Origin of the sequence: Rathayibacter caricis DSM 15933 (genome assembly GCF_003044275.1) — a bacterium.
Lineage (GTDB): Bacteria > Actinomycetota > Actinomycetes > Actinomycetales > Microbacteriaceae > Rathayibacter > Rathayibacter caricis.
In genome coordinates this window covers 943,274-955,426 of sequence record NZ_PZPL01000001.1, presented here as the reverse complement: position 1 = coordinate 955,426, position 12,153 = coordinate 943,274, and the positions used below count along the sequence as shown (strand labels likewise).

Below are 12,153 nucleotides of genomic sequence, written 5' to 3'. Positions count from 1 at the left end.
TCGGACTAAGCTATCCAGAACCTCCGGGGCGGTCAAGAAGCACCGCACCGGCCGGCTGAGTCGAGGAGGATCGTGGAGTCGCAGAAGTCGCGCGCCGAGCAGCGCCCCGGGCGACCGACCCTGGCCCGCGTGGCACGGCTCGCCGGAGTCTCGGCCTCCACCGCCTCGCTCGTCTTCAGCGGGTCCGGACCCGTCTCGGCCTCGACGCGCGAGCGAGTGCTGAAGGCCGCCGCCGAACTGGACTACGCCGGTCCCGACCCGCGCGCGCAGTCGCTCCGGCGCGGTCGCTCCGGCATCGTCGGCGTCGTGGTCGACGAGCGCGTGCTGCACGCCTTCCGCGACCCGATCAGGATCGCGATGCTCGACGGCATCGCCGACGTGCTGGGCGGCGCCGACGCGGGGATCCTGCTGCTGACCGAGACGGGCGACGGCTCCGGGCTCATGTCGACGGCGCCGGTCGACGCGATGATCCTGATCGGCTGCAGCCCGACCGTGGACGAGTCGGTCGCTCTGCTGCAGCGGCGGCGGGTGCCGGTCGTGGTGGTCGAGGGCGTGTCCGAGTTCGGATCGGCGATCGTCACCCTCGACAACCGCGAGGCGACCAGGACGCTGGCCGAGCATCTGCGGGGCCTCGGGCACTCGCGGGTGGCGGTGGTGGCCCTCCCGTTCTCGAAGGACCGCCGCCGGGGGCCCGTGCCCGCGGACTGGCGCACGAGCTCGAGCATCACGGCCGTGGAGCGGCTGCACGGGGCGCGCGACGTGTTCGGCGAGCTGGACGCCGTCGCGGTGACGGCGAGCACGGTCGAGGAGGGCGTCGCGGCCGGGCGGGCGCTGCTCGACGTGCCTGAACCGCCGACCGCGGTCCTCGCCCAGAGCGATCTGCTGGCCGCGGGCGTGATCCTGGCGGCCGAGCAGCTCGGACTGCGGGTGCCCGAGGACGTCTCGGTGGTCGGCTTCGACGGCGTGCAGGTGCCGGGACTCGCGGCGGGCTACGACTTGACGACGATGGTGCAGCCGGCGGTCGACAAGGGGCGCGCGGCGGGGCGGGCGGCGCTGGCGCTGCTCGCGGGCGAGGAGGCGGCCCCGGTGTGCTTCCACGCGGTGTTTCACCGCGGGAACACGAGCGCGGCGCCGCGCTGACCAGCGGGCCGCTCCGTGGCCTGAGACATGACGTCCCAGTTCGTTGACGGCGCGGGAATCGCGGCGCTATAAAAAGGCACACGGGCGATCCTGGGCCCGGTCGTCCCCCTCCTCTCGACCGTCTGGTGTGCCCGAATGCCGCGCTCGTCCTCTGCTTCGCCCGCCCTCACCCGCCTCCTCGCCGTCGTCCTGGCCGCGCTCGTGCTGGTCGGACTGACCGCCGGCCCTGCCGTCGCGGCACCGGTGGCGGCCTCGACGCCGACCATCTCGGGGACCGCTCAGGTCGGAGCCGTCCTCACGGCGAACCCCGGCACCTGGACCACCGGCACGACGCTGACCTACCGGTGGTACGCGAGCGGCGTCGCCGTCCGAGGGGCGACGGGGAGGACGTTCGTCCCGACCACCTCCCAGCTGGGCGCCACCGTGACGGTCGAGGCGACCGGGGCCAAGGCCGGGTACACGTCCGTGATCCGGAGGAGCGCCGCGACCGCCGCAGTGAAGGCCGGCAAGCCCACCGGTGCGACGGCGGTGGCCGCTGTCACGGACGGAGCGGCGCGCTCCGTCACCGTGTCCTGGCAGCCGCCCGCCTCGTCCGGCGGCTCGGCGATCACCGGATACCTCGTCGGCCGGTCCGGGAGCGATGCATCCGGTGCCGGCCCCTGGTCCCGCCTCGCGCCGGCCTCCGCTCGCTCGCAGACCTTCACGAACCTCGTGGCGGGTCGGACCTACACCTTCACCGTCCAGCCGAGGAACGCGGTCGGGTCGGGACCCACGTCATCGATCGTCGTCACCCTCGCTGCGAAGAGCCTGACCACCGCCGCGCCGGTCGTCTCGGGCACCCCGAGGGTCGGCACGACGCTGACCGCCCAGACCGGCACCTGGACCACCGGCACGGCTCTGACCTACCGGTGGTACGCATCCGGTTCCGCCATCGCGGGCGCGACGGCCAGGACGCTTCTGCTGCGCGATGCTCAGGCGGGGACCACCGTGTCGGTCGAGGTGACGGGCACGAAGGCGGGCTACACGACGGCCGCTCGGACGAGCGCGTCGACGAGCGCCGTCGCCGCGACCGTTCCCGGAGCGCCCGCCCGCGTCGATGTCGTCGGCGACCAGGATCGACTCACGGCGACCGTGACCTGGTCGCCTCCGAAGACCACGGGCGGAGCCGCTGTGACGAGCTACCGGGTCTCCCTCGATTCCTACTCGCTCCTCTTCCCCAAGTTGGCCATCGTGTCCTCGACCACCAGGTCGTACACGTTCACGGGCCTTCGCGAGGAGATGGAGTACTACTTCCACGTGGAGGCGGTGAACCCCGTCGGCCGGAGCGAGAAGCAGAGCGGATACCTGTACTTCTGGCACGACTACCAGTCGCCGGGTGCGCCGGTGGAGGTCTCGGCGAGGAAGGACGACGCCGCGCGCACAGCGACGCTGACCTGGAAGCCGCCTCTGGAGGACGACAGTGCGGAGACCGTCGGGTACAGGGTCGCGCGCGACGGGGTCGACGCGAGCGGACGCGGTCCATGGTCGGCCGTCGTCGGTTCCGGCACGCGCTCGCAGACGTTCACCGACCTCGTCCCCGGAGCGACCTACACGCTGTCCGTCGCATCGGTGTCGGACGAGGGCATCGAGACCACCGAGAGTCGTCGGATCACGATGGGGTCCGGACCGTCCTAGTCCCCGACCGCGCACCGTCCCCGGTCGCGTCACTCCGCTCTCCTGCGACGACACCCACCTGTGAGGTAACCCCATGCCAGCCCGACCCCCCGCACTCGAGCGCGTCGTCGCCTTCGTGCTCTCCCTGCTCGTCGTCTGCGGCATCGTGGCCGCTGCGCCCGCGGCCGCGGCCGCCTCTGTTCCGACGGCGGCGACCTCCGTCTCAGCCGTCGCCGACCCCGCCGCCCGGTCGGTGCTCCTCACCTGGAAGCCGCCCGCCTCGGACGGCGGATCGCCTGTCAGCGGATACACAGTCGGCCGCGACGGCACCGACGCGAGCGGCGCCGGAGCGTGGTCGAGGACGACCGCTGCGACGGCCAGATCCCAGACGTTCACGAACCTGCGGCCGGGGGCGACCTACCTGTTCACCGTGCGCCCGCAGAACGCTGCAGGCGCCGCCCCGGCGAGCTCGGTGACCGTCTCGATGCCGACGGGCACCCTGACCACCGCCGCTCCCGTGATCACCGGAGCCGCCGTCGTCGGGTCGACGCTGACGGCCGCCGTCGGGACCTGGACCGCGGGCACGACCTTCGCTTACCGGTGGAAGGCGTCGGGTGCGGTGATCACGGGCGCCGCGACGTCGACGCTCGTCCTCGGCAGCGCGCAGCTCGGCAGGACGATCACCGTCGAGGTGACCGGGACGAAGGCCGGCTACAGCACCGCGACGCGGGTGAGCGCCGCGACGTCGGCGGTCCGCTCCGCTGCGGCGGCGCCCGGGAGCCCCACGTCGGTCTCTGCGGCGCCTGGAACGGCTGCCCGATCGGCGACGCTGACCTGGGTGGTGCCGTCGAGCACCGGCGGATCGGCGATCACGGGCTACCGCGTCAGTCGCGACGGCGTCGACGCCTCCGGGGCCGGCGCGTGGTCGGCTGTCGTCGGCGCGTCGACCCGTTCCCAGACCTTCACGAACCTGGTCGCAGGGTCCGCCTACACCCTCTCCGTCGCGGCCATCAACGCCGTCGGCACCGGCGCCGCCGTCTCGGCCAGGACGACCGCGTCCGGCGCCGCGCTCACGGTCGGCACCCCGACGGTCTCGGGGAAGGCCGAGGTCCGATCCACTCTGACCGCGCGCACGGGCACCTGGACCAGCGGAACCGGATTCACGTACCAGTGGTTCGCCGACGGCACGGCGCTCCCGGGTCGCACGGCCGCCACCCTGGTGCTGTCGACCGCGCACTTCGGCAAGAGGATCACCGTCCGCGTGACGGGGACGAAGACCGGCTACGCTCCCGCGTCCGCGACGAGCACCGCGACGGCGGCCGTCGCCAGGATCCCGGTACTGCGGATCCCGAACGACCCCTGCGCGAACGGATGGGACTGCTCGAACGGGATCACCCTGTCGGGCAAGGAGGCGGCCGTCTACGTGGTCAAGACGATCAACACGGGCGCGGGGCGTCAGCTGACGCTCACCGACGGCGCGGTCGTGAAGGTCGACGGCCGCCATTCGCTCTACGGCCAGGGAGTGGTCGTCAAGGGCACGGCGACGAGCCCGGTGACCGTGACCAGCTACCGCGACGACAGCGTCGGGGGCGACACCAACGGCGACGGCTCCGCGACGACGCCGAAGGCGAGCGACTGGGGCGCGATCTGGAGCGACGGAGCGGGGCCGACGGACATCCGGTACGCGGACCTCCGCTACGGAGGCAGAGGTCTGATCCTGTCGGCGGACGACCGGCCGTCCGGGATCGCCGTCGCCGACTCGACGATCACGGGCGGCATCATGGTCATCGCTGCCGGGGAGCCGGACGGTCCCCTCATCCCCACCACGATCGCCCGCAACACGGTGAGGGGCGGGATCGTCGAGATCGGAGTGGCCGACGGCTACAGCCAGGTGCTCCTCGATCTGGTCCTGACGGACAACGTGGTCGCGACGCCTCCGACCGGCAGATCGGCCTACCAGGTGCACGCCGCCTCCTTCAACGGATCAGCGGGCATGGCGCGGAACAGGGTCACCGGCACCACGACCTGGACCGTCTCGCTGAACCGGGTCGTCAACCGAGGCTCCTGGGTCATCCCGGCCGGCGAGAGGTACACGCTGACGGGCGACTGGGAATCGCTCCGCATCTTCGTCAACGACGGCCGGATCGAGTTCCAGCCCGGATCGATCGTGAAGTTCGCGCAGGGGACGGAGCTCGGCGGTGTGCTCGTCTTCAAGGGGACGAGCACGGCGCCGGTGACGCTGACGTCCTCGCGTGACGACTCGAAGGGCGGCGCGTGGACCAGCGAGCCGGAGGCGCCCGCGGCGACCGACTGGTTCGGCCTGCGCCCCGCCGCCGGTTCGAGCGGGCGGACGGGCGTCGTCGTCCGCTACTGCACTCCGGAGCGCGGCACGATCTGCAGGTAGGGCCGCTCGTCGCGGCGCCGCCTGCCGCGGCGGTGCAGTCACCTGCGGATCACGGGTGGTGGCACGGTCTGCAGGTGCTCGTGCGGTTCGCAGGGGATCCGCTCAGCGCGAGGGACCACGGTGCGGCGGTAAGGGCGTTCCGACCCGGATCCCCTGCAGACCGCGCGAGGACGTCGCCGGGACGGCCCGCCGGACGGGTGAGTTCTCCACAGGGTTGTCCACAGCCTGTTCGAAACTCTGTTCGAGGGGTCAGCGGAGCCACGCCTCGCCGCGGACGCGCAGTCCGAGCGTCAGCGCGCGGGCCCCCAGGTAGCCCCCGGCGAACGCGATCCACAGCGCCGTCAGCCGCCCGTCAGCCGGCGCGAGGGTCGCCAGAAGCGCCAGCGGTGTGAACAGCGCGAGGTTCACGAGTCCGCTCAGCGCGAGGTAGCGGCCGTCGCCGGCTCCGATCAGCACCCCGTCGAGCACGAACACGTAGCCCCCGAGCGGAGCCGTGATGCCGACGATCGCGATCAGCGCGGGCAGCAGGCGCAGCACCTCCGCATCGCTCGAGAACGCGAACGGCAGCACGCCGCTGAGCCCCGCGACGAGTGCGCCCAGGACGATCCCCGCCCCGATTCCCCAGGTCACGCACCGTTTCGTGACGGCGCGGGCCTGCGCGCGGTCCCCCGCGCCGAGCAGCCGGCCGAGCAGCGCCTGCGCGGCGATGGCCAGGGCGTCGAGGGCGAAGGCGACCGCACCGAAGAGCGTCATCGCCACCTGGAACGCGCCGAGCTCCTCCGCCCCGAGCGAGCCCGCGATCGCGACGGCGAGCAGGATCGCCGCGCGCAGACTCGCGGTGCGCAGCAGCATCCAGCCGCCCGACCCGGCGGAGCCGAGGACGCCGCCGAGGTGCGGGCGCAGCGGCGCGCCGACGCGTCGCGCCAGCCGCACGGCGATGAGTGCGTAGGCGCCGAACATCGCCCACTGGGCGATCACCGTTCCCAGTGCCGACCCGGTTATCCCCAGGCCGGCCGGATAGATCAGCACCGCGTTCAGGCCCGCGTTGAGCGCGAATCCGGCCACCGCGATCACGAGGGGAGTGCGGGTGTCCTGGAAGCCGCGCAGCAGCCCGGTCAGGGCGAAGATCCCGAGCATGGCGGGGATCCCGGCCATGCTGACGGCGAGATAGCGCACGCCCGCCTCGGTGACCGCCGCCTCCGCTCCGAAGAGCCCGATGACGAGCGGCGCGGTGACGGCGCCGGCGACCGCGAGCACCGCGCCCAGCGCCAACGCGAGCCAGCCGCCGTCGATGCCGGCCGCGACGGCCCTCCGCTCGTCGCCCTCGCCGAGCGCGCGGCCGACCAGCGGAGTGGTGCTGTAGGCCAGGAACACCATCAGCCCGACGATCGTCTGCAGCACCGCGGCCCCGAGCGCGAGGCCGGCGAGGGGCACCGCGCCCAGGTGCCCGACGAGGGCCGAGTCGGTGAGGAGGAACAGCGGCTCGGCGACCAGGGAGCCCAGCGCGGGCACCGCGAGGCGCAGGATCCTGCGGTCGAGGCTGCGGCGGTCGGGCGAGGTCACCGTCCGACGCTACGCGAGCGGGACGGGTGGCGCGGGCGGGGCGTCGCCGCCCCCGCCCGCTCGGCGGCTCCGCTCAGTCGCGGTCGGCGGTCTCGCGACCCGCGGTCTCGCGCAGCTTCCGGCCGTCCGCGACGTCCTCGGCGTGCTTCTCGGCCTGCTTCTCGCTCTTGCGGGTGTCGCGCGGAGGGAGCTGGATGTGCTCCTCCGCCTCGATGCCCGCCTGGAGCTGGCGGCCGCGCTCGAGCTCGGCGTCGAACTCCGCGCCGAAGAGCAGTGCCAGGTTGGTGATCCAGATCCAGAGGAGGAAGACGATCACGCCACCGAGCGCGCCGTACGTCTTGTTGTAGTTGCCGAAGTTGGCGACGTAGAACGCGAATCCGGCCGAGCCCAGCGCCCAGATGACGAGGGCGAGGATCGAGCCGAGGCTCGTCCAGCGGAACTTCGGCTGCTTCACGTTCGGCGACCAGTGGTAGAGCACGGCGATGATCACGATCATGATCGCGATCAGCACCGGCCACTTCGCGATGCTCCACACGGTCAGAGCGGCGTCGCCGAGGCCGATGGCCCCGCCGATCGCCTCGGCGACCGGGCCGCTGAGCACGAGGAGGAGCCCGGCGATCACGAGCAGCACGACCGAGAAGAGGGTGACGCCGAGCATCGTCGGGCGCAGCTTCCAGATCGGGCGGCCCTCGTCGATCTCGTAGACCCGGTTCATGGCGCGGCCGAACGCGCCGACGTAGCCCGAGGCGGACCAGAGCGCTCCGACGAGACCGGTGACGAAGGCGAGACCGGCGGCGGGGGAGGAGGTCAGCTCCTGCACCGGGCCGCGGATCGTGTCGAGCACGTCCTGCGAGGCGAAGCCGCCGAGGATCTCGAGCACGGTGTCGGTGGTCTGCTCGGCCTGGCCGAACAGGCCCAGGATCGACACCACGGCCAGCAGGCCGGGGAACAGGGCGAGGACGGCGTAGTAGGTCAGCGCCGCCGCGAGGTCGGTGCACTGGTCGGCGCCGAACTCGCGCAGCGTCTTCTTCAGGACGTAGCCCCAGGAGCGCTTGGTGACGTCGGTGGGGTCGTCGGGCTTGCGGGAGTCGTCGGGATCGGGCGCGGTCTGCGCGCGCCGGGTGCTGGTCTGGGCCACGGGGATACTCCGATGCTGGCTGCTCGCGCCGGAGCATGCGGGAACCGGCGCGAGGACGTGGGGGGCGTCCTCGCCTCCGACGCTAGGACGGGTGCTCGCAGAAGGGACGGAGGTTGACAGTCGGCCGCACGGCGCGGGATCCTCCCGCGCGCGCCGGTGCGTCACTCCTCCGGGTGCCGCGCCGGGATCAGCCGGGGGACGCCGGGATCAGCCGGGGGACGAGCCGCACCAGCAGCACCATCGCCACGAGCTCGACCAGCGTCTGCGTGACCACGACCACGGGGGCGAGATCCAGCGGCGCGGGCAGCGCCAGCGCGAGCGGCAGCACCACGAGCGAGTTGCGGGTGACGCCGCTGAACAGCAGCGCGCGTCGGGCGGGTACGTCCAGCCGCGCGAGACGGCCGGCTCCGGCGCCGATCAGCGTCATCACGACCGCGAACGCCGCGTAGAGCACGACGAGCCGCCCCAGCTGCGGCAGTGCCCCGCCGACCACACCGGCCTGCGAGGCGACCACCACGGCCAGCGTCGCGACCATCAGCGGCACCATCGAGGCGAGCACGACGCCCTCGATCCGCCGACCGATCGCCGTGCGCGCGGCGAGGGCCTGAAGCCCGGCGGCCGCGGCGAGCGGCAGCACGATCAGCACCGCGAACGCCTCGGCGAACGGACCGATCTCGACCGCCTCCCCCGCGCCGGGCCCGAGGAACAGGAGGAGGGAGAGGGGCAGCAGGAGGATCTGCGCGAGCATCAGGAGCGGCGCGGCGGCGAGCAGGCGTGCCGACGCCCCTCCGGCCAGCCCGCTGAACACGATCACGTAGTCGATGCAGGGTGTGAGCAGCACCAGCAGCACCCCGATCAGCAGCGCCGGCTCGCCCGCCACCGGCCGCGTCAGCACGAAGACGACCGCGGGCACGGCGACGAAATTCACCACCAGCACCGCCGCGAGGAACCGGCCGTCGCGGAACGCCCCGAGCACCGAGGCGAACGGCACGCCGAGGAACGTCGCGAACAGCAGCAGCGCGAGCACCGGAGTGATCGCCGCGTCGAGCCTCGCGGCCCCGGGGAGCAGCAGACCCGCGCCGAGGGCCACGCCGACGGTCAGCAGGTACACCGCCACCTGATGCCGCTCGAGCGCATTGATCAGTGCGGGTCGGGCGCTCATCCCCCGATTCTCGCGCGTCCGCCCTCCTACTCTGGGCGGATGAACGCCCGGGACGAGCAAAGGACGGAGCGGCTCCTGCTGCGTCCGCTCCGGCGGGACGACGAGGAGGCGGTCACGGCGTACCGGAGCGACGCCCGCGCCTCGCGCTTCCTGCGCCACCCGCCGCTCGCGCCGGGAGGATACGCGGCGTGGTTCGCGGAGCGCGCTCCGGAGTGGAACCTCGCCGCGACCGGGCACCGGCGCTTCTACGGCCTGGAGGAGCTCGCGACGGGACGGCTCATCGGGGACGCGGTGATCGTGCGCCGGGAGGACGGGTGCGAGCTCGGCGTGTTCCTGCATCCGGAGACCGCCGGCCTCGGCTACTCGCTCGAGGCCGGACGGGCGCTGCTGCAGGTGGTCTTCGAGTCGCTGCAGGCCGACCGGGTCCTCGGGCGGGCGGATCCGCGCAACCGCGCCTCGCTGAAGGCGATGGAGCTGCTGGGGCTGCGACGCTGCTCGGAGTCGGACGACTCCGTCTCGTACGCGCTCACGGCGACGGAGTGGCGCGGAGGGAGCTGAGGGCCATCGATCCCGCGTCTACGGTGGAGGCACCCCCTCCCCGGACGGAACGGTCACCATGGCATCCACCACCGCGCGCGTCGGACTCGGCCTCGCCGCCGTCGGCCGGCCGGCGTACATCACCGCGGGTCGCGACGGCGACCTCGGGCCGCCCGAGGACCGCAGCGTCGACGCCCTCCGCGCCCGCACCCACGAGCTGCTCGACGCGGCCTGGGCCGGAGGGATCCGCTTCGTCGACGTCGCCCGCTCCTACGGGCGGGCCGAGGAGTTCCTCGGGAGCTGGCTCGCGGAGCATCCGGAGCGCCGTGCCGAGCTGACGGTCGAGTCGAAGTGGGGGTACGAGTACCTCGGGGCCTGGGCGATGGACGCGCCGGTGCACGAGCGCAAGGAGCACTCGGTCGGCATGTTCGAGCGGCAGTGGTCGGCGACCCTCGAGGCGCTGGGCTCCGCTCCCGACCGCTACCTCGTGCACTCCATCACTCCCGACAGCCCGGCGCTGACCGACCGGGTGCTGCTCGACCGGCTGCGGGGCCTCGCCGCCTCGGGCGTGCGGGTGGGGCTGTCGACGAGCGGGCCGGAGCAGGCGCGCACGATCGCGCTCGCCCGGGCGATCCCGGAGTCGCCGTTCACGGCGGTGCAGACGACGTGGAACCTGCTCGAGCGCTCGGCCGGGGCGGCGCTCGCCGAGGCGCACGACGCCGGGGTGCTCGTCGTGGTGAAGGAGGCGCTCGCGAACGGGCGGCTGGTCGGGGACCGCGCTCCGGAGGCGGTGCGGCGGCTCGCGGGGACACCCGAGGAGCTGGCGCTCGGAGCCGCACTGGCGCAGCCGTGGGCCGACGTCGTGCTCAGCGGGGCGGTGACCTCGACGCAGCTGCGCGAGAACCTGCGCACCCGTCCCGCGCCGCTCCCCGAGGGGCTGCCGGCGCAGGATCCGGTGGACTACTGGGCCGACCGGTCGGCCCTCGCCTGGCGGTGACCTGCAGAACCTCAGCTGAGAGGAGGGGATGACCGCTGTCAGCCGTCATCCCCCACCCTCAGCCGAGGTTCTGCAGCGCGCTCACGTCGTCTTCACCGCGTTGTCGCCGTGGTTCCCGATCACCTCGTACGCCGTGCTGCCCACGGCTCGCACCGGCTTGGCGTTCATGTGCCCCGTCGCCCACTGGTTGCCGAGCACCGACACGGCGCGGGCGTTCAGCGCCTCGACGCAGTGCGTCCAGCCGGCGCCCGCGTCCTCGCAGGCGAAGATGTTGCCGGTGATCGAGAAGCCCGCGGTGCGGGCGGTCGGCGAGACTCCGAGGATCGAGATGGCGGCGTAGGTGTTCGCCGCGGCCTTGCCGCCGTTGCTGATCGCGTTGCCCACGATCTGGATCTGCGCCAGATCCTCCGTCAGCCACGGCGGCATCGTGTAGACGAGCGACTGCTTGCGCGCGCCCTCCATGATGTTGTTCGCGATGGTGATGCGGCGGTTGCCGCGCAGCTCGATGTTGATCTGCGGTGAGCCGTCGAGGTGGTTGCCGAGGATCCGGAGCGGGCCGCCCTCGACCGAGATGTCGGCGTAGCTGGCGCCGATGTTGTTCTCGACGATCCAGGAGTCGATCATCCGGTAGCTCGCCCAGATGCCGATGCCCGTGCACTGGTCGATGCTGCAGCGCTGGATGCGGTTCAGCAGCCCCAGGTCGCCGAACGTGCCGTCGTTCAGGCGCATGCCGTAGCCGGTCCAGCCGTAGAGCTGCAGCGAGTCGAGCACCGTCTTGTCGAGGTGCGCCGAGATGCACGGCGAGCCCAGGCCGTTCGCGTCGAGGATGAGGTTCTCGAAGCGGCAGGCCGAGAACGCGCCGGTGACCACGGGCGCGTCCGTGAGCGAGCGGATGCGGGTCGACAGCTCTCCGGCGCCGCGGAACGCGATGCTCGCGAGGCCGCTCGCGCGTCCGATCGATCCGGCGATGCGGTAGATGCCGCGGGGGAAGTAGACGACCCCGCCGTAGGTGGCGACGGCCGCGTCGATCGCGGCGTCGATGGCGGGGAGGTCGTCGGTCGTGCCGTCGCCGGTCGCTCCGTAGTCCTGCACGTTGTAGACCAGCTCGCCCTTGGCGACCGGGCGCTCGCCGGAGGACGTTCGCACCGACTCCGGCAGCTGCGCGAGGGGGACGAGGGCGTCGGCGTCGAGTCCGGCGACGCCGTAGGGCGCGGCGATCTCGGAGTGGAGGACGGGGTCGGAGGGGGAGGAGGCGGCGAGGGTCGTGCCGAGGGGCGCGGCGAAGAGACCGCGGCGGGTGATCTCGGCGGTCACAGCGGTGAGAAGGGGCATGGCTCACGGTCGTGCCGCGCGGCACGACGCCGCAACCTCCCCATGGGGGCCGATGTGCGCGAGGCTTCGTCGGCATACGATCCGCGCCCGCGCGCGCGACACCGTGCGCTCAGCATGCACCCTGCGCGAAGGCCCTGTCGTGCCACTCCAACGGGGGGCGGCAGCGCATCGTGACCACCTCGGATCGGCTTCGGTCAACTCCCTAGACTGACCCCAGAACGGGCCGT

Annotated in this window: 9 protein-coding genes; 5 read left to right on the top strand and 4 right to left on the bottom strand. The window is 72.9% G+C overall.

The genetic code is table 11. From position 1 onward, the window contains the following. Positions 1–72: 72 nt before the first annotated feature. The 3 genes from C1I63_RS04405 to C1I63_RS04390 all read left to right on the top strand — a co-directional run bounded on the left by C1I63_RS04405 (position 73) and on the right by C1I63_RS04390 (position 5,197). The gene (locus tag C1I63_RS04405; protein WP_056868795.1) at positions 73–1,140 is read left to right on the top strand and encodes a LacI family DNA-binding transcriptional regulator; all 1,068 of its coding nucleotides are present in this window, start codon (positions 73–75) and stop codon (positions 1,138–1,140) included. Positions 1,141–1,275: 135 nt separating this feature from the next. Continuing rightward, the gene (locus tag C1I63_RS04395) at positions 1,276–2,814 is read left to right on the top strand and encodes a fibronectin type III domain-containing protein (protein WP_107573920.1); all 1,539 of its coding nucleotides are present in this window, start codon (positions 1,276–1,278) and stop codon (positions 2,812–2,814) included. A 73-nt stretch (positions 2,815–2,887) separates the two neighbouring features. Beyond that, positions 2,888–5,197 carry a fibronectin type III domain-containing protein gene (locus C1I63_RS04390; protein WP_107573919.1) on the top strand — a complete coding sequence of 770 codons (2,310 nt, stop codon included), beginning with the start codon at positions 2,888–2,890 and terminating at the stop codon, positions 5,195–5,197. Positions 5,198–5,446: 249 nt separating this feature from the next. Here C1I63_RS04390 and C1I63_RS04385 read toward each other — a convergent pair whose 3' ends face one another. From C1I63_RS04385 to C1I63_RS04375, 3 genes are all read right to left on the bottom strand, one after another. Continuing rightward, positions 5,447–6,760, bottom strand: coding sequence for an MATE family efflux transporter (locus tag C1I63_RS04385; protein ID WP_055794035.1), 1,314 nt, complete (start codon positions 6,758–6,760; stop codon positions 5,447–5,449). Positions 6,761–6,833: 73 nt separating this feature from the next. Beyond that, on the bottom strand, positions 6,834–7,898 hold the full coding sequence (locus tag C1I63_RS04380; RefSeq protein ID WP_107573918.1) for a YihY/virulence factor BrkB family protein: 1,065 nt from the start codon (positions 7,896–7,898) through the stop codon (positions 6,834–6,836). A gap of 187 nt (positions 7,899–8,085) precedes the next feature. After that, on the bottom strand, positions 8,086–9,060 hold the full coding sequence (locus tag C1I63_RS04375; RefSeq protein ID WP_211315565.1) for an arsenic resistance protein: 975 nt from the start codon (positions 9,058–9,060) through the stop codon (positions 8,086–8,088). Between the two features lie 39 nt (positions 9,061–9,099). On the opposite strand from C1I63_RS04375, the gene C1I63_RS04370 reads away from it, so the two are divergent. Further along, positions 9,100–9,618 (top strand): GNAT family N-acetyltransferase, encoded by a 519-nt coding sequence (locus tag C1I63_RS04370; RefSeq protein WP_170116311.1) that lies wholly within the window; start codon positions 9,100–9,102, stop codon positions 9,616–9,618. Positions 9,619–9,676: 58 nt separating this feature from the next. Next, positions 9,677–10,594 carry an aldo/keto reductase gene (locus C1I63_RS04365; protein WP_107573917.1) on the top strand — a complete coding sequence of 306 codons (918 nt, stop codon included), beginning with the start codon at positions 9,677–9,679 and terminating at the stop codon, positions 10,592–10,594. 81 nt (positions 10,595–10,675) lie between these two features. Here the strand turns inward: C1I63_RS04365 and C1I63_RS04360 are convergent, their stop codons facing one another. Next, on the bottom strand, positions 10,676–11,926 hold the full coding sequence (locus tag C1I63_RS04360; RefSeq protein ID WP_107573916.1) for a glycosyl hydrolase family 28-related protein: 1,251 nt from the start codon (positions 11,924–11,926) through the stop codon (positions 10,676–10,678). Between the last annotated feature and the right edge of the window lie 227 nt (positions 11,927–12,153).